This window comes from Aeromonas rivipollensis, from assembly GCF_010974825.1.
In the GTDB taxonomy this organism is placed as follows: domain Bacteria; phylum Pseudomonadota; class Gammaproteobacteria; order Enterobacterales; family Aeromonadaceae; genus Aeromonas; species Aeromonas rivipollensis.
The window spans coordinates 13,022-37,297 of record NZ_JAAILA010000012.1; the positions used below are offsets into that span (position 1 = coordinate 13,022).

General features: G+C 60.4%; 17 protein-coding genes. 12 read left to right on the forward strand and 5 right to left on the reverse strand.

The window, feature by feature from the left end; genetic code table 11:
- Positions 1–8: 8 nt before the first annotated feature.
- The 8 genes from G4923_RS08890 (at position 9) to rmf (ending at position 13,188) form a co-directional block, all read left to right on the forward strand.
- Positions 9–4,850, forward strand: coding sequence for an NAD-glutamate dehydrogenase (locus G4923_RS08890; protein ID WP_163136655.1), 4,842 nt, complete (start codon positions 9–11; stop codon positions 4,848–4,850).
- 46 nt (positions 4,851–4,896) lie between these two features.
- The gene (gene pyrD / locus G4923_RS08895) at positions 4,897–5,907 is read left to right on the forward strand and encodes a quinone-dependent dihydroorotate dehydrogenase (protein ID WP_163136657.1); all 1,011 of its coding nucleotides are present in this window, start codon (positions 4,897–4,899) and stop codon (positions 5,905–5,907) included.
- Between the two features lie 85 nt (positions 5,908–5,992).
- Entirely contained in the window at positions 5,993–6,529 is a 537-nt protein-coding gene (locus G4923_RS08900) for a cell division protein ZapC (RefSeq protein WP_106886759.1), read from the forward strand.
- 285 nt (positions 6,530–6,814) lie between these two features.
- Positions 6,815–8,986 (forward strand): bifunctional 23S rRNA (guanine(2069)-N(7))-methyltransferase RlmK/23S rRNA (guanine(2445)-N(2))-methyltransferase RlmL, encoded by a 2,172-nt coding sequence (gene rlmKL / locus G4923_RS08905; RefSeq protein WP_163136659.1) that lies wholly within the window; start codon positions 6,815–6,817, stop codon positions 8,984–8,986.
- A complete protein-coding gene (locus G4923_RS08910) occupies positions 8,986–9,216 on the forward strand; it encodes a glutaredoxin family protein (RefSeq protein ID WP_106886761.1) in 231 nt (76 codons plus the stop codon). The genes rlmKL and G4923_RS08910 overlap by 1 nt, the downstream gene beginning before the upstream one ends.
- Positions 9,217–9,284: 68 nt before the next feature.
- On the forward strand, positions 9,285–11,195 hold the full coding sequence (gene uup / locus G4923_RS08915) for an ATP-binding cassette ATPase Uup (protein ID WP_111910620.1): 1,911 nt from the start codon (positions 9,285–9,287) through the stop codon (positions 11,193–11,195).
- Positions 11,196–11,203: 8 nt separating this feature from the next.
- Positions 11,204–12,850: a DUF3466 family protein gene (locus tag G4923_RS08920; RefSeq protein WP_163136661.1), complete on the forward strand. Its 1,647-nt coding sequence runs from the start codon at positions 11,204–11,206 to the stop codon at positions 12,848–12,850.
- Positions 12,851–13,008: 158 nt separating this feature from the next.
- A complete protein-coding gene (gene rmf / locus G4923_RS08925) occupies positions 13,009–13,188 on the forward strand; it encodes a ribosome modulation factor (RefSeq protein WP_005315693.1) in 180 nt (59 codons plus the stop codon).
- A gap of 84 nt (positions 13,189–13,272) precedes the next feature.
- Here the strand turns inward: rmf and fabA are convergent, their stop codons facing one another.
- From fabA to G4923_RS08945, 4 genes are all read right to left on the reverse strand, one after another.
- Entirely contained in the window at positions 13,273–13,833 is a 561-nt protein-coding gene (fabA, locus tag G4923_RS08930; protein ID WP_106886764.1) for a 3-hydroxyacyl-[acyl-carrier-protein] dehydratase FabA, read from the reverse strand.
- A gap of 78 nt (positions 13,834–13,911) precedes the next feature.
- A complete protein-coding gene (locus G4923_RS08935) occupies positions 13,912–15,888 on the reverse strand; it encodes a Lon protease family protein (protein ID WP_163136663.1) in 1,977 nt (658 codons plus the stop codon).
- A 203-nt stretch (positions 15,889–16,091) separates the two neighbouring features.
- Positions 16,092–17,369 carry a tyrosine-type recombinase/integrase gene (locus G4923_RS08940; RefSeq protein ID WP_163136665.1) on the reverse strand — a complete coding sequence of 426 codons (1,278 nt, stop codon included), beginning with the start codon at positions 17,367–17,369 and terminating at the stop codon, positions 16,092–16,094.
- A 288-nt stretch (positions 17,370–17,657) separates the two neighbouring features.
- Positions 17,658–17,963 (reverse strand): YebG family protein, encoded by a 306-nt coding sequence (locus G4923_RS08945; RefSeq protein ID WP_111910617.1) that lies wholly within the window; start codon positions 17,961–17,963, stop codon positions 17,658–17,660.
- Between the two features lie 256 nt (positions 17,964–18,219).
- On the opposite strand from G4923_RS08945, the gene G4923_RS08950 reads away from it, so the two are divergent.
- The 4 genes from G4923_RS08950 (at position 18,220) to rsmF (ending at position 23,618) form a co-directional block, all read left to right on the forward strand.
- Positions 18,220–18,864, forward strand: a complete 645-nt coding sequence (locus tag G4923_RS08950) for a paraquat-inducible protein A (RefSeq protein ID WP_106886778.1) — start codon at positions 18,220–18,222, stop codon at positions 18,862–18,864.
- Positions 18,842–19,450 carry a paraquat-inducible protein A gene (locus tag G4923_RS08955; RefSeq protein WP_025326992.1) on the forward strand — a complete coding sequence of 203 codons (609 nt, stop codon included), beginning with the start codon at positions 18,842–18,844 and terminating at the stop codon, positions 19,448–19,450. The genes G4923_RS08950 and G4923_RS08955 overlap by 23 nt, the downstream gene beginning before the upstream one ends.
- A gap of 55 nt (positions 19,451–19,505) precedes the next feature.
- A complete protein-coding gene (locus G4923_RS08960) occupies positions 19,506–22,058 on the forward strand; it encodes an MlaD family protein (RefSeq protein ID WP_163136667.1) in 2,553 nt (850 codons plus the stop codon).
- 129 nt (positions 22,059–22,187) lie between these two features.
- Positions 22,188–23,618 carry a 16S rRNA (cytosine(1407)-C(5))-methyltransferase RsmF gene (gene rsmF / locus G4923_RS08965; protein ID WP_163136670.1) on the forward strand — a complete coding sequence of 477 codons (1,431 nt, stop codon included), beginning with the start codon at positions 22,188–22,190 and terminating at the stop codon, positions 23,616–23,618.
- A gap of 212 nt (positions 23,619–23,830) precedes the next feature.
- On the opposite strand, the gene G4923_RS08970 is transcribed toward rsmF, so the two are convergent.
- Complete coding sequence (locus G4923_RS08970) at positions 23,831–24,088, reverse strand: RepB family protein (RefSeq protein ID WP_163136672.1); 258 nt, start codon at positions 24,086–24,088, stop codon at positions 23,831–23,833.
- Positions 24,089–24,276: the final 188 nt, after the last annotated feature.

Below are 24,276 nucleotides of genomic sequence, written 5' to 3' on the forward strand. Positions count from 1 at the left end.
AACTAGCAATGGCATTGAAAGACGCCCCTACCTCAGTTCTGCTCGAAAACGTTCTCAGCCTGATCCATCAGAAATTGCCCAAGAACAGCGCCTCCCTGGTCGAATGCTTCGTCGCCAAGTTCTACGGCAACATGGCGAGCACCGACCTGCACGATCGCAATGACAGCGATCTCTACGGGGCGGCGCTCAGCCTGTGGAATGCGCTCAACCAGCGTACCAGCACAGAGCCCTATATCCGGGTCTACAACCCCGAGCTGACCCGCCATGGATGGCAGTCTCCCCATACCATCGTCGAGATCATCCTGCAGGACTCTCCCTTCCTGGTGGACTCCATCCGCATGGCCCTCAAGCGCCGGGGTATCACGGCCCACATGATGCTGCACCAGCCGCTGCACCTGATTCGCGGCAGCGAGGGCAAGATAGGCGCCATTCTGGATCTGGACAACACGGCCTCCCAGACCTCGGTCGAGACCGCTTTCCTCATCGAGATCGATCATCTTACGGATGAGGAACAGATGGATGCCCTGACCGCCGAGCTCAACTCGGTGGCAAGGGAAGTGGCCCTGGCGGTGGGGGACTGGCAGCCCATGCTGGGTCGCCTCAACGAGATCATCGAGGAGCTGCCCAAGCGCAAGAACCCGGTCAGCCAGGCAGAGGTCGACTCCTGCGTCGCCTTCTTGAAATGGGTCGCCGCCCACAACTTCACCCTGATGGGTTATCGCCGTTATGACGTGAAAGCGGTGGAGGGGGATCACGAGATCCTGCCGCTGCCGGAGTCCAGCCTCGGCCTGATGAAGAACTCCATCAAGGACGAGGGGCAGCGTCTTGGCAACATGCCTGCCAGCGCCCGTCACGCGGCCCTGAGCTCTGATTTGCTGATCCTCACCAAGTCCAACTCCAAGTCCCGGGTACACCGCCCGGCCTATGTGGACTACATCGGCATCAAGCGCTTCGACGAACACGGCAAGGTGGTGGGGGAAGATCGCTTCATCGGTCTCTACGCTTCCTCCATCTACAACACCAGCGCCACCCAGATCCCCCTCATCAGCCATCGCCTCGAGCGCATCATGGCCGCCTCCGGCCACGAGAAGGGTTCCCACGCCTACAAGGCGCTGCTGAACGTGCTGGAAACCTATCCCCGCGACGAGCTGATCCAGGCCCGGGAAGAGGAGCTGCTGGCCACAGGTCTTGGCGTGCTGGAGATGCAGGAGCGCGACATGCTGCGCCTGTTCGTGCGCCGGGATGTCTACGGCCGCTTCTTCTCCTGCATGGTCTATGTCACCAAGGAGCGCTACAACACGGCGCTGCGAGTCAAGACCCAACAGATTTTGCAGAAGTATTTTGGCAGCAGCGAGGAGGTGGAGTTCAACGTCTACTTCACCGAGGGCGTGCTGGCACGGACCCACTACATAGTGCGGGTCAACAACAACAACGTGGATGTGGATGTGAACGAAGTACAGAACAACCTGATTGAAGCGGCCCGCAGCTGGGACGACCGCCTGGATTCCGTGCTGCTCTCCCATTACGGGGAGGCCCGTGGCAACGAGCTGCGCCGCCGTTTCAGCACCGCCTTCCCCCGCGCCTATAAAGAGGACGTGCTGCCGGGCTCTGCGGTCGCCGACATCATGGCCCTCGATGGCCTGAGTGAAGCCGAGCCGCTGGGCATGCTGTTCTACCGCGCCCAGGAAGAAGAGAACGATCGCCGGGTGCGCCTCAAGCTGTTCCACCGCACCGAGCCCATCCATCTCTCCGACGTGCTGCCCATGCTGGAAAACATGGGGCTGCGCGTCATCGGCGAGACCCCGTACCAGGTACGCACTCCGAGCGGCGAGATCTTCTGGATCCTCGACTTCTCCATGCTGCTGCGCGGCACCCAGCCCTTCGATCTGGCCCAGAGCCAGCAGCGCTTCCAGCAGGCCTTCGCCGCCATCTGGAACAAGACCCTGGAAGATGACGGCTTCAACCGTCTGGTGCTGGGGGCCGGCCTCACCGGTCGTCAGGTCTCTGTGCTGCGCGCCTATGCGAAATACATGCGCCAGACCGGCGTCTCCTTCAGCCAGTCCTATATCGAGGAGACCCTGACCCGTTACCCCGACATCGCAGAGCTGCTGTTCACCCTGTTCGAACAGCGCCTCAATCCCGCCATCAAGCAGGATGCCAAGGTGCAGGTCAAGCTGCACGAGCAGCTCGCCGCCAAGCTGGATCAGGTGGCGAACCTGGACGACGATCGCATCATCCGCCGCTACATGGAGATGATCGACGCCACCCTGCGCACCAACTACTATCAGCCGGATCAGGAGGGTCAAGCCAAGCCCTACATCTCCTTCAAGCTGGCCCCGGCCAGCATCACCGACATGCCGCTGCCGCTGCCGAAATTCGAGATCTTCGTCTACTCGCCGCGGGTGGAAGGGGTGCATCTGCGCTGGGGCAAGGTGGCCCGTGGCGGCCTGCGCTGGTCCGATCGCAAGGAGGACTTCCGTACCGAGGTGCTGGGTCTGGTCAAGGCGCAGCAGGTGAAGAACACCGTCATAGTGCCGGTCGGCGCCAAGGGTGGCTTCTATTGCAAGCAGATGCCGGTGGGGGCGCCCCGCACCGTCATCCAGGAAGAGGGCAAGGCCTGCTATCGCCTCTTCATTCGCGGCCTGCTCGATGTCACCGACAACATCATCAAGGGGGAGGTGATCCCGCCGAAATCCGTGGTACGCCACGACGAGGATGACTACTACCTGGTCGTGGCCGCCGACAAGGGCACCGCCACCTTCTCCGACATCGCCAACGAGATAAGCCAGGAGTATGGCCACTGGCTCGGCGATGCCTTCGCCTCCGGCGGCTCGGTCGGTTATGACCACAAGAAGATGGGCATCACGGCGCGCGGCGCCTGGGAGTCGGTCAAGCGTCACTTCCGCGAGATCGGCGTCAACTGCCAGACCACCGACTTCACCTGCGTGGGAATAGGTGACATGGCCGGCGACGTGTTCGGCAACGGCATGCTGCTCTCCGAGCACACCCAGCTGGTGGGCGCCTTCAACCACATGCACATCTTCATCGACCCGGCTCCCGATGCGGCCAAGAGCTTCGTCGAGCGGCAGCGGCTGTTCGAGCTGCCGGGCTCGAGCTGGGATGACTACAACCGGGAGCTCATCTCCGTAGGGGGCGGCATCTTCCTGCGCTCCGCCAAGTCCATCAAGTTGAGCCCGCAAATTCAGACCCTGCTTGGCACCGACAAGGCCAGCATGGCCCCGAACGAGCTGATCAAGGCGCTGCTCTGCCTCAACGTGGATCTGCTCTGGAACGGCGGCATAGGCACCTACGTGAAGAGCGCCCGCGAGAGCGACGCCGACGTGGGGGATCGCAGCAACGACGTGCTGCGGGTCAATGGCCGTGATCTGCGTGCCCGCATCGTGGGCGAGGGTGGCAACCTTGGCTTCACCCAGCTTGGCCGGGTGGAGTACGCCAGCCAGGGCGGTCATATCAACACCGACTTTACCGACAACGTGGGCGGGGTGGATTGCTCCGACAACGAGGTCAACATCAAGATACTGCTGAACCAGCTGGTGGCCGCAGGTGACATGACTCTCAAGCAGCGCAACCAGATGCTGTACGAGATGACCGATGATGTGGCGCAGATCGTCATCACCAACGCCTATCGCCAGTCCCAGTCCATCTCGGTCACCGCCTTCCGCGGCGCCGAACAGCTGAAAGAGCAGCAGCGTTTCATCCAGGGGTTGGAGCGTGAAGGCAAGCTGGACCGTGCGCTGGAGTTCCTGCCCTCCGACGAGGAGCTCTCCGAGCGGATGGCGGCAGGGCAGGGGCTGACCCGTCCCGAGCTCGCCGTGCTAGTGGCCTACGGCAAGATGGTACTGAAAGAGCAGCTCAACTGCCCGGAAGTGACCGAGGAGCCCTTCCTCGCCAACATGCTGGTCACCAGCTTCCCGGCCCAGTTGCAGCAGCAGTTCGGTGCCGAGCTGGCCCAGCACCCGCTGCGCGGCGAAATCATCGCGACCCGGGTGGCCAACATGCTGGTCAACGACATGGGGCTCAACTTCGCCAGCCGGATGAAGGACGAAACCGGTGCCTCTGTGGCCGAAGTGGCTTGCTGCTTCGCCATGGCCCGTGAGGTGTTCGGTCTGGGGACCCTGTGGCGCGACATCGAGGGTTGTGACAACCTGGTGGATGCCAACACCCAGCTCGAGCTGATGTTCTACAGCCGCCGCATAGTGCGTCGTGCCACCCGCTGGTTCCTGCGTGCCCGCAACCGCAGCTGGAGCATAGGGGAGAACATCGCCTTCTTCCGTCCGGCCTTCGAGACCCTGGGGGAGCACCTTTACGAGGTGATGGACGAGAGCGAAGTGGCTGAGCATCAGCAGAAGGTCGCGGAGCTGGTGGCCAAACAGGTGCCGGAAGCCATCGCCCGTCAGGTCGCCCACATGAGCAGCCTGTTCTCCAGCCTGGATCTGGCGCAGATTGCCGCGGAGCACAAGACCGACATAGTGCGCGCCGCCAACGTCTACTACCGCCTCGGCGCCAAGCTGGATCTGCACTGGTTCCTCGAGCAGATCAACCATCAGCCAGTGGGCAACCATTGGCAGGCGATGGCCAGGGCCTCCTTCCGCGAGGATCTGGACTGGCAGCAACGCAGCCTCACCTCAGTGGTACTGGAAGGGTGCAAAGAGCAGGGGGAATGCGCTACCATACTGGCCGACTGGATTTCGGAGCATGAGCAACTCTTGTCCCGTTGGACCCATATGTTGGCCGACTTCAAGACCACGAGTACTCACGAGTTCGCCAAGTTCTCGGTGGCCTTGCGAGAGTTGAACCTGCTCCAGTTGAATTGCCGAACCTCGGCATAACCCCAAAAGCCCCGGCCAGTTGCCGGGGCTTTTTTAAGGAGCAAACATGCTGTACCCCCTCGCCAGGCATTTTCTGTTCAAACTCAATCCGGAACAGGCACACGATCTCTCCATCAAGTATTTGCCCCGCCTTCTCGGTACACCGCTCGATTGTTTCTTCCGTCATTTACTCCCCCAACGCCCCGTCACTGTCATGGGGCTTAATTTTGCCAATCCGGTGGGACTGGCTGCCGGCCTCGATAAAGACGGGGAGTGTATCGACGCATTTGGTGCCATGGGGTTCGGTTTTATTGAAGTAGGCACTGTGACCCCCAAGCCCCAGAGCGGTAATGACAAGCCGCGGTTGTTCCGGGTAATTCCGGCGGAAGGGATCATCAACCGGATGGGTTTCAACAACAAGGGTGTCGATCATCTGGTGGCCAAGGTGAAAGAGGCCAAATATCAGGGAGTGATCGGCATCAATATCGGCAAGAACAAGGACACTCCCATAGAGCAGGGCAAGGACGATTATCTGATCTGCATGGACAAGGTTTATGATCATGCCGGTTATATCGCCGTCAATATCTCCTCTCCCAACACCCCGGGGTTGCGTTCGCTGCAATATGGCGAGGCGCTCGATGAGTTGCTGGCTGCCCTCAAGGTTCGGCAGCAGGAGCTGGCCTTGCAATATAAGAAGTACGTCCCCCTTGCCGTTAAAATTGCCCCCGACCTCAGCCTGGATGAAATTAATCAGGTTGCCGCCTCCTTGATCAAAAACGGGATCGATGGCGTCATCGCCACCAATACCACCCTGGAGCGTGACATGATTTATGACATGCCCCATGCCGGTGAAGCCGGTGGTCTCAGCGGCCGTCCGCTCCAGCATAAGAGCACAGAGGTGATCCGCCAGCTGGCCAAGGCCCTCAATGGGGCCCTGCCTATCATTGGGGTGGGCGGTATTGACAGCGCCATGGCTGCCCGGGAGAAATTGGCGGCGGGTGCCAGTCTGGTCCAGATTTACAGTGGCTTTATTTATAAGGGCCCGAGTCTGGTCAAAGAGATAGTTACCCATATTTAAAAGATAACCGCTTGCCCTTATTTAAAGTTGCTCAAATTCTCGACATGGAATAAAGTCGAGGGACGGCTTAAGTAAGGGCAACTCCATGTGTATCCAACCCAATGACAATTGGCAGTGGCATTATGATGCTCAGGATGATCGTCTGATGCTGGATTTATCCGATCGCATGATATTCGCCACCGAATATAAGGGACGACAACTCGTCCCCAGCTCCTTCACGACCCAGCCCTTTTGTGTCGACGATGCCGCCCTCTATTATCAGTTGATGGACAAGGCCGCCGAACTCGATTGGAGTGTTCCCCATCAGGTTCAGCTGGTACTCAATGCCATCGCCGTCAGCCGCTTTTATAAACCCCTGATGCCACAAAGCTGGTTCTTTCATGAACAGCAGACTCATTGCTCGCCGGAAATGGGCTCCCTGGTGTCGATGCAGACATCCCATGGCAGGGGAGAGTTCATGGTCATCGAGGCCGGGGAACAGGCGAGCGTCTGCCTGAACCTGACCGAGGAATTGGTGCTGACCGCCAGCAAGATCCTGCCAAGGTTCGCGGTGATCAAGGTGATGAATAACCGGATGCAGACCAGGACCCGTGCCCAGGCACAATATCGACAGGTCAGCTGATGCTGCCTCTGCACGTTATTTTTGATTGATATTCATACGCCCTCGGAATAACCGACGTCGGTTATTTATCGCTCGTTTCTCCCATGCCATTGCGGCACCTTTCTTGAGTCAATTCGTCGCCGTTCGGCGCACGCCCTTCTGCACTGGATATTGAGTTGCCTCATCGAGCCCGCGCCCTCTGTGCCGGTGACAAGAGCAAAAAATGGTAGCCATTGCGTCGGCCAGCCCCTTTATATTCGCGCGAACCCCAAGGTTCGGATGCCGAGTGCGGGCCGATAAGGTATAATGCGGCACTATTTTTATGGCATCCCCGTGAGCGTGATGAAAGAATTTTTTGCAACCTGCCCCAAGGGGCTGGAAAACCTGCTGGCCGTCGAGCTGACCACCCTGGGCGCGGAGCAGGTCCGTGAGACCGTGGCCGGCGTCCACTTCAAAGGCGAACTGGCCATCGGCTACAAGGCCTGCCTGTGGAGCCGTTTTGCCTCCCGCATCGTGCTGGTGCTCTCCGAATTCCAGATGAACGACGATCTGGATCTCTATCTCGGTGCCCACACCATTCCCTGGGAAGAGCATTTCCCCGGTACCGCCACCATAGCCGTGGACTTCACCGGTACCAACCCGGCCATTCGCAACACCCAGTACGGCGCGCTGAAGATCAAGGATGCCATAGTTGACCGCTTCACCAAGCGCGGCCATGTGCGCCCGGACGTCGACAAGAAGTCGCCGGACATTCGCATCATGGCGCACCTGGGCAAGGGCAAGGCCAACATCACCCTGGACCTGTCCGGCCCGGCGCTGCATCAGCGCTTCTACCGTCAGGGCACAGGCGAGGCGCCCCTTAAAGAGAACCTGGCCTGCGCCATGATTGCGCGCAGCGGCTGGGCCGGCGAGCCCATGATGGACCCCATGTGCGGCTCAGGTACCTTGCTGATTGAAGCGGCCTTCATCGCCGCCGACATGGCGCCGGCCCTGCGCCGGGAGCGCTTCGGTTTCGATCGCTGGCTGCAACACGATGGCGATCTGTGGCAGAGCCTGATGATGGAAGCCCAGGTACGCGCCAAGCGTGGCATGCAGCGCTGCGAAGTGAAGCTGTATGGCTGCGATGCCGACCCTCGTGTGCTGATGAAGGCACGCGACAATGCCAAGGCGGCCGGCGTGGCCCACCTCATCACCTTCAAGCAGGCCGACGTGACCGCGCTTGAGAACCCGTTGCCGATGCCGGCTGTGGAAGGGGAGGCCCGCGAGATCGGCATGCTGATCTCCAACCCGCCCTATGGCGAGCGTCTGGGGGAGTTCCCGGCCCTGCTGGAAGTGCACCAGGCCCTGGGCGATGCCCTGCGCCGCAGCTTCCAGGGCTGGAAGGTCACTATTCTGTCTGCCTCGCCTGAGCTGCTGAGCTGCCTGCGCCTGCGGGCCGACAAGCAATATCGCCTGTTCAACGGGGCGCTGGAGTGTCAGCTGCGCAACTACCAGATTGCGCTCGACTCCGTGGCCTCCCAGAAAGAGGTGGCCCAAGACTTCGCGAACCGTCTGCGCAAGAATCTGAAGACCCTCGAGAAGTGGGCCAGCAAGGAGGGGATCGACTGCTATCGCCTCTATGACGCCGACTTGCCGGAATACAACGCCGCCATCGACCGCTATCGGGATTACCTGGTGGTGCAGGAGTACGCCGCGCCCAAGGACATTCCCGCCCAGAAGACCCGTCAGCGTCTGCTCGACATGGTGCAGGCCGCCATCAAGGTGACCGGCATGGACGGCGAGAAGGTGATCCTGAAGGTGCGCGAGCGTCAGGAAGGCAAGCAGCAGTACCAGAAGCTCTCCGAAGAGCAGCACCGGATGGAGGTGCAGGAGTACGGCGCCCGTCTGTGGGTCAACCTCTACGACTACCTGGATACCGGCCTCTTCCTCGACCATCGTCAGACCCGTCGCATGCTGGGTCAGATGGCCAAGGGCAAGCGCTTCCTGAACCTGTTCGCCTACACCGGCAGTGCCACCGTGCACGCGGGCCTTGGCGGGGCGAGCGAAACCACGACTGTGGATATGTCCCACACCTACCTCAACTGGGCGCAGGACAACATGCGGCTCAACTCGCTGGTGGGCCGTCAGCACAAGTTCGTCCAGGCCGATTGCCTGAAGTGGCTCTCCGAGGCCGAAGATCAGTACGATCTCATCTTCATCGATCCGCCCACCTTCTCCAACTCCAAGCGGATGGACGAGAGCTTCGACGTGCAGCGGGATCACCTGCTGCTGATGCAGCACCTCAAACGCCTGCTGGCGGCGGACGGCACCCTGGTGTTCTCCAACAACAAGCGCCACTTCAAGATGGATCTGGCCGGTCTCGAGGCCGCTGGCCTCAAGGCCCAGAACATCACCGGCAAGACCCGGCCCAAGGATTTTGAGCGCAACCAGCATATCCACAACTGCTGGATCATCACCCACGCCGAGACGCAGGCCTGATGCTGACCCTGTTTCACACCGACGGCTGCCACCTGTGCGAACAGGCCTGGGCGCTGGTGGAGGAGGCTGGCCTTGCCGCCAGTACTCGCCAGTGTGACATCATGGAGGACGAGCAGTGGCTTGCGGCCTACCGGGTGCGTATCCCTGTGCTGCGGGATGACGCCGGCCGCGAACTGGGCTGGCCCTTCACCCTGGCACAGCTCAAGGGCTGGCTTGCCCGTCAGGGGTGAGGCTGATTTGACGATGAAACGGGGGCAGAGTCTGCCGCCCGTTTTTTCATAAGTAACAAGGAACAAACATGGCACTTTTGACATTGCACGGCGCTTGTCTGTCGTTCAGTGATTTCCCGCTGCTCGACAATGCCGAGCTGACCATAGAGCGCGGCGAGCGCCTCTGTCTGGTGGGGCGCAACGGGGCGGGCAAGTCCACCCTGATGAAGGTCATCGCCGGTGAGCTCTCCCTGGATGACGGCCGTCTGGTGTTGCAGCAGGACTTGAAGGTGACCCGTCTCGAGCAAGATCCTCCCGCCTCGAGCGAGCTGACCGTGTTCGACTATGCCGCCGAAGGGCTGGCCGGAGTGGGGGAGCTGCTCAAGCAGTATCACCACATCTCCCTGGAGCTGGGCCACGATCCTTCCGACGCCAACATCCGCAAGATGAGCGAGTTGCAGGAGCAGCTCGATTATCAGAACGGCTGGCAGCTCGAGACTCGCATCAGCCAGGTGCTGACCCTGCTGGGGCTGGATCCCGACGTGACCCTCGACAGTTTGTCCGGTGGCTGGCTGCGCAAGGTGGCCCTGGCCCGTGCGCTCGCCTGTGACCCGGATCTGCTGCTGCTGGACGAGCCGACCAACCACCTGGACATAGACGCCATCAACTGGCTGGAAGAGTTCCTCAAGGATTTTCGCGGCGCCATCGTCTTCATCTCCCACGATCGGGAGTTCATTCACAAGCTGGCGACCCGGATCATCGATCTCGATCGGGGCGCCATCACCTCCTGGCCCGGCAATTACGATCAGTACCTGCAAGGGAAGGAGGAGTGGCTGCGGGTCGAGGAGCTGAAAAACGCCGAGTTCGACCGCAAGCTGGCCCAGGAAGAGGTGTGGGTACGTCAGGGCATCAAGGCCCGCCGTACCCGCAACGAAGGCCGGGTGCGCGCCCTCGAGGCGATGCGCATGGAGCGCAGCCAGCGCCGTGAGCTGCAGGGCAAGGCCAAGCTGCAGATGGACGACGTCAACCGCTCCGGCAAGCTGGTGTTCGAGACCGAAGGGCTCGGCCTGGACTTTGGCGATCGTACCCTGTTCCAGGGGCTGGATCTGCAGGTGCTGCGGGGCGACAAGATTGCCCTGGTCGGCCCCAACGGCTGCGGCAAATCGACTCTCATCAAGCTCTTGCTGGGCCAGCTCGAGCCGAGCCGCGGGCTGGTCAAGGGCGGCACCAACCTGGAAGTGGCCTATTTCGATCAGTACCGCGAACAGCTCGATCCCGAGCAGACTGTGGTGGACAACGTGGGGGAGGGCAAGCAGGAAGTGATGGTGCGCGGCCGCTCCCGCCATATCCTCGGCTACCTGCAGGACTTCCTGTTTGAACCCAAACGGGCGCGGACCCCGGTCAAGGCCTTGTCAGGGGGCGAGAAAAACCGTCTACTGTTGGCCAAGCTGTTCCTCAAACCCAGTAACTTGTTGATTTTGGATGAACCAACCAACGACCTGGATGTCGAAACGCTGGAACTTTTGGAAGAGCTGCTGACCGATTATCCCGGCACCCTGCTGCTGGTCAGCCACGATCGTCGCTTCATCGACAATACGGTGACCGGCTGCTGGCTGTTTGAAGGGGATGGGCGGATCAGCGATTATGTGGGCGGTTATGCCGACATGATGGCCACCCGGGCCCAGCAGAGTCAGCAACAGGCGATCAAGGCGGCCGCGGCCAAGGTGGCAGAGCCTGTCGCGTTGGCGGCTGAGCCAGCGAAAAAAACACGCAAACTCTCTTACAAGTTGCAACTGGAGCTGGATAATCTGCCAGCCCGGCTGGAGCAGCTGGAAACGGAACTCGATGCCCTGCAGGCGGAGATCAACCATCCCGGCTTCTTCTCCCTGCCGGCGGAGCAGACCCAGTCCAAACTGGATGCATTGCATGCGGCAGAGGCCGCATTGGAACACGCCTTCTCCCGTTGGGAGGAGTTGGAAGCGTTGAAACATCAAGACTAAGGAAGTAGATGAAAAAGCAATTATCCATGCTGGCCATCCTGGTCGGCGCCAGCCTCAACGCGCAGGCGGCACAAAGCTCCTTCTTCACCATTGTCGATGACGAAGTCAAAGGATATGCCAGCGGGATCAGTACCGATGGCAGCGGACTCATCGGGATCAATACCAAGAACAACATGGCCGAGTACTTCTCGACCGTGCGTTCTGCCGACTTCCAGGTCGATCGTTTCCGCTTCGAGCAGGGTTGCTTCCTTTCAAGCTCCGTCTGTGACTCCTTCTGGGACGAGAATCCGGGCTTTGCCTACCAGTGGCGCCGCGATTTCCTCGATGGTGTCGATCAGCGCAGCGGCATCGGCTATGTTGCCACCACTCAGACCGATGGCCTGGTAACGGCCCTGGGGGATGCCCCGACCGATCGCGCGGGTTACAAGATGGACGGCAAGCTGCGCACCGCCTTTGCCATCGTCAATGACGGCAACCCGGTCGAGCTGAAAGATGCCGCCGGCACCCACAGCCTGAGCGTCCCGACCAGCATCAAGAAGCTGGACAACGGTCAGTACCTGGTGACAGGGACAGCCGCCAGTGGCAAGTACCGCCACAATGTGGGTGGTGACTTCTATAACTGGTGTTTCGCCGGCAATGACGATGAATATGGTGACTTCCGTTACTGCCCCGGGGTCGATACCCAGGCCAGCTTCTGGCTGCTCGATAGCTCGGGCGGTTTCAACAAGCTGATACAGGCCAGCGACTATGGTCGTCAGCGCGACGAAGTGCTGCAGACCGCGTCTGCATTTGGTGCGGCGACATTCAACGGCACCCTGTACGGCGTGGGCTACAGCTCCACCGGTGAGGTAGGGTCGGGGGATCTCGACGGCCGCAACCTGGCCAGCTACTGGACCCTGGATCTCGATGCCGCCACAGTGGGGGCCACCAAGATCATCCCGCTGCCCGATGGTGAGCCGGGCAAGGATGACAGCGTGCTGCAAAATAGCTGGGCTGTGTCTGTCAACGAGAATGGCTATGTGATTGGTAACCAGCGTTACAGCATCAACAAGGGTCAGAACCGACCGACCGAGATGTTCCTGTTCAATCTGAACAATCCGAGCTCTGCGGCCAGCATCCCCCTGCAGGACAAGCCGCTCTCTGGCTCCGGCTCCGAGGGCGCGGCCATCAACGATCACAACATGGTGGTTGGCTGGCGTGACTCCCGTCATCAGACCCAGCCTGTGGCCAACGGCACCAACCGCATGCAGGAAGCCTTCCTGCTCAATGCGGCGTCCCCGAGCAACAACTGGTACCTGAACGACCTGATCTGTGGTCTGGATGATGCCGGTGCCAAGCAGTGTGCCCAGAATGGCAAGTATTACCACATCGCCTACGCCAGCGGCATCAGCAGTGATGGCACCATAGCCGCCACCGCTTATCGCTACAATAGCGAGAGCGATCTGAACCTGCGCACCAACGCGACCGTGGTCGCCGTCAAGCTGACACCGGCCGTGGCGGACTATCAGGGCAACAAGCCCGCTGAATATGTGGTGAGCAATGCCCCGGTCAACAACCAGACCGGTCAGGATGGTGAAGATGGTGGTGGTGGCAGCCTGTTCTGGTTGACTCTGCTGGCCTTGCCCTTCGCCTGGCTGCGCCGTTACCAGCGATAAAAAATGTGTCATCAAAAATTAATGCAGTTCAGTATCTTGTGTCACAACGTCTGAATAGCATGGAATTTTTTGTTTGACCCTGCTTCCCCCCTGGGGTAAAGATGAAAGCGACCCGGTGAAAACTTGGTCGCTTTTTTGTTCCACGAAGAGGGTCGTAGATGATGAAGAGACAGAAACGGGACCGTCTGGAAAGAGCACGCGCTCGTGGTTATCAGGCTGGCGTAGTCGGCAAACAGAAAGAAGCGTGTCCGTACCAATGCCTGGATGCCAGAGGGCACTGGCTTGGTGGTTGGCGCGACGCCATGGAGGGGCGAGGCTCAGGCCTCTTCATGAAGTAACCGAGACTTCATCACTCATTGCAAAAAGGAAAGGGGCCATGGCGGCCCCTTTACGTTGTCACTCTCTGACCGGGTCAGAGCAGATCAGAATGCGGTGGTGTCTTTGAACAGGCCCACTTTCAGGTCGGTCGCGCTGTAGATGGGACGACCATCCACCTCGACCACGCCGTCGGCAATGCCCATCACCAGCTTGCGGTTGATGACGCGCTTGAAGGTGATCTTGTAGGTCACTTTCTTGGCGGTCGGCAGGATCTGGCCGGTGAATTTCACCTCGCCCACGCCCAGAGCGCGTCCCTTGCCCGGACCGCCTTTCCAGCCCAGGAAGAAACCGACCAGCTGCCACATGGCATCCAGACCCAGACAGCCCGGCATGACGGGATCGCCAGGGAAATGGCAGTCGAAGAACCAGAGATCCGGAGTGATATCGAGTTCGGCCAGGATTTCGCCTTTGCCGTGTTCGCCACCGTTGTCAGTGATCTTGACGATGCGATCCATCATCAGCATGTTGGGGGCGGGCAGTTGGCTGTTACCCTCACCAAATAATTCGCCACGGCTGCAGGCAAGCAGCTCTTCGCGGGTAAACGACTCTTTACCTTGTTCACACAGGGAGAGGTGGGTATTAGTGGTGTCGTTATCTAGGGTCACGCTGTTTATCCTTCATATGGGTCAAAGCCGGGCCAATTTAGCTTACAGTTGTTCGCTAAACAACTCCGATCACTTTATTTAGAGGCCGAATAGACGGCCCAGGAGGTTGCGCAGCACGCCACTCTTGGGGGCCGTGCCATTGAGTTCATCCAGTCTGTCCTGGATCCGGCCAAACAGGGTGTCCGGCATGTCAGGCTCGCCGGCCACACAGCCGGTCAGCAATTCGATGGCCTCTTCCACGTGATCCACCGGGTGGATATGGAACTGGCCCGCTTCGACGGCGGCAATCACCTCATCGGAGAGGTTGAGCTGCTGGGCGTTGGTACCGGGCAAAATGATGCCTTGCTTGCCGGTGATGCCATGGATCTTGCACACCCGGAAGAAGCCTTCGATCTTCTCGTTCACGCCACCCACAGCCTGCACGTTGCCGAACTGATCGACCGCACCGGTCACCGCGAAGCGCTGGGAGATGGGTTGGCGGGCGAGGGCAGAGAGCAGGGCGCACAGACCGGTCAGGGAGGCGCTGTCGCCGTCAATCTCGTGATAGGACTGCTCGAACACCAGGTTTGCCGAGAGCGGCGAGGGGTTCTCGGCGCCGAACTTGTTGGAGAGATAGCCGTGGATGATCATCATCGCCTTGGCATGAATGTGGCCGGCGAGCTCTGCCTTGCGCTCGATATCGGCCACGTCGCCATCCCCCAGATGCACTGTGGCGGTCAATCGCACCGGTTCACCAAAGTCATAAGGATGACCGGCCACCTGAATGACGGAGAGGCCGTTGATCTGACCGACCTCTTCACCGTCGGTCTGTAGCAGGATCTGGCCATCGATGACCCCCTGATCGGATTGCTCCACCAGGTAGTTGAGGCGGTAATCCTGCTCCTCCAGGGCGAGCAGTATGTGCTCGTCGGTCACCTTCTCGGCCTCCAGCTCGCGGGCCAGGCTGTCGGCCATGCGCATGATGGCGCTGAGTTGCACCTCCGAGAGGGAGAGCCATTCCTGATGGTCACAGAGACGACTGGCATGGCGACACAGGGCGAGGAGGGCACCCGGAGTGAAGTCCAGCAGGTTCCAGCGCAGCCGCAGCCAGGCCAGGTATTGCAAGAACTCGGGTAAGTCCTCTTCGATGTTCACCTCGGACACCAGATCGGCGCGCAGGAAGATGCGCTCGGACATGTCTCTGTCCAGCATCTGGAACTCGGCCACTTCCAGCCGGTCGCCCACCAGGATCAGTTTGAACCGGATAGGCGTGGCCTCGGGGGTGAAGAAGGGGGTCAGGGTCTTGCCTTCCTGATAGGCATTCCAGTCCAGCTCGCCTTTTTGCATGGCGTTCTTGAGCTTGAACCAGAGATGGGGCTGATCGAGCAGCTCGTCGAGCTGCAGGATGAGATAGCCGCCGTTGGCTTCCCGCAGCAGGCCCGGCTCCAGCAGATGCTGGTTGGCATAGACCGAGCCTTGTTCCGTCTGGTAGTTGATGGAGCCAAACAGGGTGTCCCAGTTCAGGTCCCGACCATAGATGATGGGGGCTTGCTGCTCTTCGTGATGGATCAGCAGGTTGATGAGCACCGGGTGCTGGAATTCGAGCCCCTGAGCCACGTGCGCCGCCAGATCGGAGAGAAAGTCCACGATCTTGGGGTCATTTTCCTGCTTGCGGATGATCCGGGTGACCAGGCGCTCGGCATCCAGGTGATGGCTCATCAGCTTGAGCAGCTCGCCAACCATCTCGCAGAATTCGAACCCGGTACCGGGTTGCAGGCGCAGCCAGATAGGCTTGAACGGGTTGTTGAGGTTTTCGGTGTAACAGAGATCGAAAAGGTCGCCATCCTTGCCATTGGAAGAGGCGATCAAGGTCTGGCAGACACTCTCATAATCCGCACCCGGGAAGCCGTTGAGCAGCATGACCGGGCAGTCACCATCAAAACTGGCCAGTCGCTTGATGCCAGAAATGGCTCTGGGTTGCAGGGCGGCAAAAGGGATGGGTTCGAGCTCGCTGAGCGTGGGGAACTGCTCAATCGTGAAAGCGGGTTTTAATTGTTCTGATGTTAATTCAGCCACTTAAGACATCCGGTCGGGGATAGGATCAATTGTTTCCATTATACACAGTTCAATTGGCGGTAACAGGAAACAAGCACACATCATTTAACATAATATACATTATGCGCGGTTATATATGAAGGCGACTGGCGGGCATATTTTCCCGCCATATAACGTTTGGCATATACGCTGGGTAGCACTTTGCGCAGTCTGCGTACAGGCACTCATTCATGCAGGCGATCCAGCGGCTTATGGTTGGCACTCTCGTGGCGTTCGCTGTTGCCGGTGTGCAGGTATTTGGAGGTGGTGTCTATGCTGTCGTGTCCCGCGTCTGCCTGTACGTGTGACAGTGGCCGGCCATGCAGGTTGATGTCGTGGGTGATGCCGGTATGGCGGATGGAGTGCGGCGTCAGGGTACGCATCTCGGCGGCATCCTGGGCAAAGCCATCTTGCTCGGCCAGGCTGGCCGCTTGCTCGAAGACCGCCATCACCAGATCCCGCAGTTGGCGGATGCCGAGATTGGCATTGAGCTCGCCTTGCTCCCGGCCATGGGCCGCCGCCCTGTGGCGCACGAAGAGCGGCGTCTGTTCGCCCGGGGCTGGCAGCGGCGAGAGCCCAAGAAAGGTACGATAACGTGCCAAGGCATCCAGCAGCGCCTGGGAGACGGCCACGGTACGGCGTTTGCCGCCCTTGCTGCGTGGAATGTCATAGCCCCAGACCCCAGTCTTGCTGTCGCGGCGAAACTGGCTCATGACGGGGCTGAAGCCCGGTCTGGCCGCCACCTCGGAGATACGCAGATAACAGGCGTACATGAGGCAGATGAGAAAACGGCTGCGCTCATGCTGGGCCGGGCATTCGGTTGCCAGCCGCTCGGCAGCCTGCATCACATAGGACCATTGCAATTCGGTAAAGGACTGGGCCTCTTCACCGACATCCTGGCTGTCTGGCCGTTTCACCCGTTGCAGCAGGAGTGCCGGATTGCGGTCCATGTACTCCTCCTGGATCAGGAACTGGAAGAAGGCCGACAGTATGGCGAGCTTGGTCTTCATCGCCTGCTCGCTCAGACGGTATGGCAGCTCGCGGCCCAGTTCCCGCTTGCCGAGAAACGGTCGCCACAAGGGGTTGGGCAACCGCTCTCCCCACTCCTTGTCGAGCACGAACTGGGCCACGTTTCGGTATGCGATAAGCCCTTGTGGCGGAGCCTGGCAGTAGTCGAGGTAGCGCATCATGATGCGCCTGGTGAGATCCTTGGGGCTGATGGCCACCTCGCAGAAACACCAATGCAGGAAGGTGGTCAGCTCGCTGCGGTAGGTCTTGTAGTTGTTCTCGCTGTGGCGTTGCTCCAGCAGCCAGTCGACGGCCAGCTCATAGACGAGGCCGGCATCGGGTACATTGCCCAGGCTGAGAGTGGCCAGATACTGGTTGACCTGGGGATTGCCCGCCTCCAGATGGAGCAGATTATCGAACAACGGCATGGCGGGTGGCAGTGACGGATGAGTCATGATGGTGCTTGTGAGTCTTGTTGAGTGAAGCTGGCTCGGCGCCGCGCAATCCTGATGCCGATAAATGGGGTTATCGGCATCAGGGGATGCCAGATGGCCCGGGGATGAGTCGTCAAGGCTTCCCTGGCGGACCGCGGACACTATGGTATATGGTGTTTATTCAATGACTATGCAGTCTTGTTGGAAATTTCTCGGGGTAAATAGCGACAAAAATGACTGAAAATGGACTCTTATTGAATATTGTGGGGCGGAAGCCAGGGTTGGACGCCCTGCCCCGCCCTTATTCTGTCAGGCCACGCTCTTGAGGGATTTTCCCTTGGGCTTCTCGGTATCCACCTTCTCTTCCTTGGGGCTGATCCCCTGCCCCTTGCCACCGCGCAGCACGTTTTGCAGCAGATCCCGCTGCTCGGCCAGGTAAAAGGCGAGGCTCTCCTGCTGCTCGGGTGCCAGCTGAACCGGTGCCCCGGCCAGCAGCGTCATCAGTTCATCGGCGGTATCCAGCAGCTTGTCATAGGCATCCGCCTCTTTCTTGCTGGTAAAGGTCATCTTCTCCACTCCCCCACGCACGACAACATACTTGATCTCAACGGCCATAGTGGCGTCCTCCTTATGATAGTGACTGCAAGTATATGTATGAATATACAGTGTTGCAAATAACACTCGGGATCCGCCACCGCGCCCATCACTGCATCATCTCCCCCTGGTCCGGCAACCGTGTTCAGTGTTTCTCTCTATGGCCCAGCGGGTTGCCCGGCCAGGCTATCTTTTCTTGGTCAGAGGTTTCGCTCCGGCAAGACAGCGAGGGCGTTTTAGGGTAAATTTTATCAATTCCTTCAACAGGTTGAATCGTATGTCGGATCCCCACTCCGTGATCGTCTGCCCGGCGTGTGACTTGCTGATCGAACGCAAGCTGCTGCCCCTGCGTCGTCACGCCCATTGTCCGCGCTGTCACCAGCATCTCTATGGGCGCTATGCTTTTCGTCCTTCCCAGCTGATGGCCCTCACCATCACCGGCTTCCTGCTGCTCCCTTCCGCCTTCTTCGAACCCCTGCTCTACCTGCGCCTGGCCGGGGTCAACTCCGATGCCAACCTGCTCAAAGGCATCCTGATGCTGTTTGAGGAGGGGGAACTCTGGGTGGCGAGCCTGGTGCTCTGGTGCGCCGTGCTGGCGCCGGCGGGGTTGCTGCTCGGCATCTTTGCGCTTGCCTCCGGCCTTGCCAAGCGCTGGCACATGCTGGCCCCGACGCTCAAGGCCGTGGAGGTGTTCCGGCACTGGGCCATGCTGGAGGTCTACATCGTCAGCCTGATGGTCGCCCTGTTCAAGCTCATCGACATCGCCGACGTGCGTCTGGGGGGCGGTCTGCTTAGCCTGGGGATATTGATGCTGCTCAACATGACGCTGCTCATTCTCTTCGACCCCGCCCCCTACTGGGAGCGGATACCGCTGCACAACGCCTCGCAGGAGCCGGATCATGATACCGACCAGCGCCCGTGAACTCGGGCTCTGCCGCTGCCACACCTGCGGCCTGCTGGTGCGCTACCAAAGTGCCATGAGCTGCCCTCGCTGCCACAGCCCCCTGCAGATGCGGATACCCCGTTCGCTCGCCTGGTCATGGGGCCTGCTGGCGCTCGCCACCTTCATGCTGCTGCCCGCCAATCTGCTGCCCATCACCCACTTCTACAACAAGGGATTACTGCAGTCCGATACCATTTTCAGCGGTATCATGGCGCTCTATCGCAGCAAGATGTCGGGCATCGCCACCATAGTGCTGACCGCGAGCATCATAGTCCCCATCGGCAAGATACTGGGGCTGGGCTGGATCTGCTGGCAGTTGCAGCGCAGCAAGCCGGTGCGGCGCAAGCGTCAGCTCATCATGTATCGCATCATCGATTTCATCGGTCGCTGGTCCATGCTGGACCTGTTCGTGATCTCGCTGATGGTGGCCCTGGTGGATCGCGGTGTCTTGCTCAACGTGCGGGCCGGGCCAGGGGCAACCGCCTTCGCCGGCGTGGTGATCCTCACCATGATGTCGGCCCGGATGCTCGACACCCGTCTGCTGTGGGACAAGGCGGCCCGTTAATGCATTTTTTCTGTATCGGATGTGCTGTGCATCACAGCCAATTTAAGGAGTCGCTATGATCGGGGCTGAACCCGTCATTGAGAAACATCGCTGGTTATCCCCAGTCTGGTTGTTGCCCTTCATCGCCCTCTTGCTGGCGGGTGGTTTCATCTACCAGCAGTGGACGAGCAGCGGTCAACTCATTCGCATCAACTTTGCCCAGGGCAACGGCATCTTGCCGGGCAAGACCCAACTGCGTTATCAGGGGGTGGCCATAGGGGTGGTCCAGGATCTGGAGCTGGCACAGGACGGTCGCAAGATAGCCGTGCTCGCCAAGGTCGACAGCCGCGCCCGCCCGCTCATTCGCAAGGGCTCAGACTTCTGGCTGGTGAGCCCCAAGGCCTCCCTCACCGAGATCTCGGGTCTAGATACCCTGGTCTCCGGCAACTACATCAATCTGCAACCCGGTCGGGACAACAACCCACTGGAGGACGAGTTCGATGCCCTGGACGGTCCTCCCCCCGGCTACCAGGCCCAGGGGCGCACCCTGCACCTGACCGCCGACTCTCTGGGGTCGGTCGGCATAGGTGCCAGGATCTACTTCCGCGGGCTCGAGGTCGGCAGCGTCATCAATACCCGCCTGGGAGAGGATAACCAGAATGTGATCCTGGATCTGGTGATAGAGCCGCGCTTCGAGCACCTGGTCAAGGTGGATACCCGCTTCTGGAATATCAGCGGCATCAAGGGCTCCTTCAGCCTGGCCGGTGTCAGCGTGGAGGCTGGCAGCCTCACCTCAATATTGAGCGGCGGCATAGCGTTCGACTCCCCCAAGGAGTCGCCCGTCGCGCAGAAGGGGCTCAATTTCACCCTCTATAAAGGGCTGGCCGAGGCGGCCCGGGGCGAGCGCATCAGCATCCAGGCGGGAGATCTGCCAGTCAAGGAAGGCATGCCCATCCTCTATGAAGGGATAGAGATTGGCAGGATAGACCCCATTCGCCTGACCGAGCAAGGCCGGGTCGTCACGGCGCTGATCAACCCCGAGCAGGCATTTCGAATGACCGGCAAGAGTCGTCTGGTCTGGGAGACTGTCTCCCTCTCCCCCACCGGGGTCAAGCACGCGGATCGCCTGCTGGCCGGACCGGCCATTCGTCTCGACTATGTGGCAGGTGAAAAGGTCAGCACCATGGCGCTGGCGAGCCAGGAGCAGCGCGATGGCATCAAGCTGACCCTGCAGGCGGACGATCTGGCCGGCTTGAACGAGGGCGCCCCGCTCTGGTTCAAGGGGTTGCAGATAGGCCAGCTGGGGGCGCTGACCCTGGATGGCAGCGGCAATGCCAGCGTCAGTCTGGTGGTGAACGAGGGTTATCAGCACCTGCTGAAGCGGGCCCGTTTCTATCGCGCCTCCCCCTTGCAGGTGCAGGCCGATCTGAGCGGCCTCAAGGTGGAGACCAGCCCGGCGAGTGCCTGGCTGGCAGGTGGGGTCAAGCTGGTCCAGGCCACCGGGGGGGAGCGTATCGACCGCCTCTACCCCAGCCAGGAGCTGGCCCTGCTCGGCAGCCGTGATGCAAGACCCGAGCACTGGACACTGCGCGCCGAGCAAGCGGATGGGATAGGCGTAGGCTCCCCCGTCCTCTATCTGGGGCTGGAAGCGGGCAAGGTCAAGGCGTTGAAAGCCGAGGAGCGCGGGGTGGCCATCACCCTGGAGATAGACGCCGTCTACGCCCCCCTGCTCAAGCAGCAGCCCCAGTTCTGGAAGAAGGCGGCCATCGACGGCAAGATCCGGCTCGACGGGGTGCAGGTCAAGATGGGCAACCTCGCCACCCTGCTTCGCGGCGCCATCGAATTTGACCGGCTCGGCACCGGCCGCAGCAGTCATCAGCTGTTTGACAGCAAGGAGCAGGCCAGCACCCAGGTGCGCACCCTGACCCTGACCGCCGACAGCAACCCCGGGCTCGGGGTGGGCAGCCCCATCCGTTATCGCGGGGTGGACATCGGCAAGGTGGAGCAGATTGAACTGGATCCCACCCTGGGTCAGGTGAGCTTCAGGGCCGAGCTGGATGGGCAGTACGCCGCCCGTTTCCTGCAGAGCGGAGCGCGCTACACCCTGGTGCAGGCCAAGCTCGGGCTGGGGGGCGTCTCCCACCTCGACACCCTGATCAAGGGCGCCTTCGTGGAGGCAAGCCCGGGCCAGGGCGCGGGCAAGGAGCGCTTCCCCCTGAGCCAGAGCACCCCCATCGGATTGGCCCTGACCCTCAAGAGCCCCTCCGTCAGCGGCATCAGCGTCGGCAGCCCCCTGCTGTTTCGCAAGATGGTGGTGGGTAGCGTCAGCGGGGTGGCGCTGGCCCGGGATGGCAGCGAGGTGCTGATCGAGGTGAACGTCGCTCAGGAATACGCCCACCTGGTGCGCGCCAACAGCCGCTTCTGGAACGTGTCCGGGGTCAAGGCCGACATCGGCCTGACCGGCGGCACCATAGAGGTGGAAACCGTGCAGAGTCTGCTGACCGGCGGCATCGCCTTCAACACCCCGGATCGGGAGATGGGGCCGACCGTCAAGGCCGGCCACCACTACCCGCTCTATGGCAAGGCGGAGAAGGAGTGGCTGGAGTGGAGCCCCCGCATCCAGCCCTGATGTTCCCCTGACCCTTTGACCCAAGCCCGGCCCAGCGCCGGGCTTGTTCGTTTTGCCCATCGCCCATTCAGAATATTCCGACCCCTGTGGTACTATGTCGCCCCTCTTTTGGGTCAGCGAGACGGCACTGTGCACGACAATACCTACCTTCCCGAACACTTCCTGCGTCATATCGCGGACATGATGCCGGCCCATCTCTCCATGGATGCGTTCGTGGCGAGCTGTCGGCGGCCGCTGCGGCGCAGCATCCGGGTCAACACCCTCAAGATCTCTGTGCCCGACTTCGTGACACGCATGGCGCCACTGGGCTGGCAGCTGGATCCCGTGCCCTGGTGCGAGACCGGCTTCTGGCTGACCCGTGCCGACGAGAGCGTGCCCCTTGGCAACAGCGCCGAGCACTTGTGCGGCCTCTTCTACATCCAGGAAGCGAGCTCCATGCTGCCGGTGACGGCGCTCTTTGCCAGCGAGCGGATAAAGCACGATGGCATGCTGCTGGATGCGGCGGCGGCGCCCGGCTCAAAGACCACCCAGGTAGCGGCCCTGATGGACAACCAGGGCATGCTGGTCGCCAATGAGTTTTCCAGCAGCCGGCTCAAGGTGCTGAGCGCCAATATCCAGCGCTGTGGCGTGACCAATGTGGGCATGACCCATTTCGATGCCAAGGTATTTGGCCAGTGGTTGCCGGAAACCTTCGATGCCATCCTGCTCGATGCCCCCTGCTCGGGGGAAGGCACAGTACGCAAGGATGAAGATGCCCTGCGCAACTGGAGTCTCGAGAGCATCGAGGAGATTGCCGCTGTGCAACAAGGCCTGCTGGAGAGTGCCTTCCACGCCCTCAAACCCGGCGGCGTGCTGGTCTACTCCACCTGCACCCTGAGCCTGCAGGAGAACCAGACGGTCTGTCAGTCCCTGCGAGACAAGTTCGGCGACGCCCTGAGTGTCGACTCCCTGGCCGACCTCTTCCCCGGTGCCGAGCAGGCCTGTACCCCAGAGGGTTACCTGCATGTCTGGCCCCAGATCTTCGACAGCGAGGGCTTCTTCGTCGCCAGGATCAGCAAGCATCACTCAGTACCGAACACCATGTTCAAGCCGGGCAAGCTCGGCAAATTCCCCTTCTCCCCGCTGCCGGCGAAAGAAGCCGAGCCCATGTTGCACGAGATTGAGGCGAGCTTCGGGATAGTTCCGCGCGGCCAGCTGTGTGGCCGTAATGACGAGATCTGGCTCTTCCCTCACGCCTTTGAGCAGGTGCAGGGCAAGCTGCGCTTCGATCGCATCGGCATCAAGCTGGCGGAAACCTTCAAGAAGGGTTATCGCCTCACCCATGAATGGGCGCTGGCTTACGGAAGTCTGGCCACCCGGGGATGTGTCGAGCTGGATGCCGCCAACGGGCGTGAATTCATGATGGGACGGGATGTCTGGCCCGAGCTGGCTCCGGGAACGGGGGAAGTGATCGTCCGCTATCAGGGACATCCGCTTGGAATGGGGAAATGGGTGGGGAGTCGCATCAAGAATGCCCTGCCCCGTGAGCTGGTGCGGGACAACAACTTGTTCAATGAGTGAGATGTCGGCGGCCATTTCAAGGACTGACACCTGTTCGAGTCTGGAAAACCCACACTCTGGTTGAACTTTTAGTCACTTCTTGAAATGCCTCGCGCCTTGTCTAAGCTTAAGGCAATCCGCATATCAATTAGCGCACGGCTCTGCAAGGAGCCAATTCCCCTATGCCAGGTACAAGGAATTCGTACCTGGCTTTTTTTATGTCCCCTCGCCGGCTATTCGCCGATCTCTACGAGCGCTTTCTCCGGGTGCCCCTGGGGTACCAGCTCGTGCTGATAGAGCAAGTCGATCGCCTGCTCGATGAGGGAGGCCTGGTTGTCTTCCAGATGCTGACCGAGCTCCTGCAACCGCTCGGCGTGGCGATTGCTGATCCAGCATTGCAGCCTGCTGTGGGTTTCCTGCTTGCGTTTCACGTGTTGGCGTTGCCGCTCGGCATTGTCTTGCACCACATTCATCTTCATTTCCTGGCTCATACGACCTTGCTAACTAAGAGAGTGGAACTTGTTATCTCTCACCCTCTGCTAGACCAGGGGCGCCGGAATGACACTCCCCTGTAGGGGTGAGAGCCGCCGTCTGTGCCAGGCTCTTTTCCCTTCATGGTACTGACGCTTCACCGGCACTGCTTCGGAGGGCGATAAATATATCATCAAATCAATCAGAT

Excerpts from the sequence above, each read along its gene's own strand:
- rmf (WP_005315693.1), top strand. The coding sequence starts at position 13,009 with ATGATGAAGAGACAGAAACGGGACCGTCTGGAAAGAGCACGCGCTCGT.
- G4923_RS08900 (WP_106886759.1), top strand. The coding sequence starts at position 5,993 with ATGTGTATCCAACCCAATGACAATTGGCAGTGGCATTATGATGCTCAG.
- G4923_RS08945 (WP_111910617.1), bottom strand. The coding sequence starts at position 17,963 with ATGGCCGTTGAGATCAAGTATGTTGTCGTGCGTGGGGGAGTGGAGAAG.
- G4923_RS08960 (WP_163136667.1), top strand. The coding sequence starts at position 19,506 with ATGATCGGGGCTGAACCCGTCATTGAGAAACATCGCTGGTTATCCCCA.
- G4923_RS08940 (WP_163136665.1), bottom strand. The coding sequence starts at position 17,369 with ATGACTCATCCGTCACTGCCACCCGCCATGCCGTTGTTCGATAATCTG.
- G4923_RS08910 (WP_106886761.1), top strand. The coding sequence starts at position 8,986 with ATGCTGACCCTGTTTCACACCGACGGCTGCCACCTGTGCGAACAGGCC.
- G4923_RS08955 (WP_025326992.1), top strand. The coding sequence starts at position 18,842 with ATGATACCGACCAGCGCCCGTGAACTCGGGCTCTGCCGCTGCCACACC.
- rlmKL (WP_163136659.1), top strand. The coding sequence starts at position 6,815 with ATGCGGCACTATTTTTATGGCATCCCCGTGAGCGTGATGAAAGAATTT.
- G4923_RS08890 (WP_163136655.1), top strand. The coding sequence starts at position 9 with ATGGCATTGAAAGACGCCCCTACCTCAGTTCTGCTCGAAAACGTTCTC.
- G4923_RS08950 (WP_106886778.1), top strand. The coding sequence starts at position 18,220 with ATGTCGGATCCCCACTCCGTGATCGTCTGCCCGGCGTGTGACTTGCTG.
- G4923_RS08970 (WP_163136672.1), bottom strand. The coding sequence starts at position 24,088 with ATGAGCCAGGAAATGAAGATGAATGTGGTGCAAGACAATGCCGAGCGG.
- pyrD (WP_163136657.1), top strand. The coding sequence starts at position 4,897 with ATGCTGTACCCCCTCGCCAGGCATTTTCTGTTCAAACTCAATCCGGAA.
- G4923_RS08920 (WP_163136661.1), top strand. The coding sequence starts at position 11,204 with ATGAAAAAGCAATTATCCATGCTGGCCATCCTGGTCGGCGCCAGCCTC.
- uup (WP_111910620.1), top strand. The coding sequence starts at position 9,285 with ATGGCACTTTTGACATTGCACGGCGCTTGTCTGTCGTTCAGTGATTTC.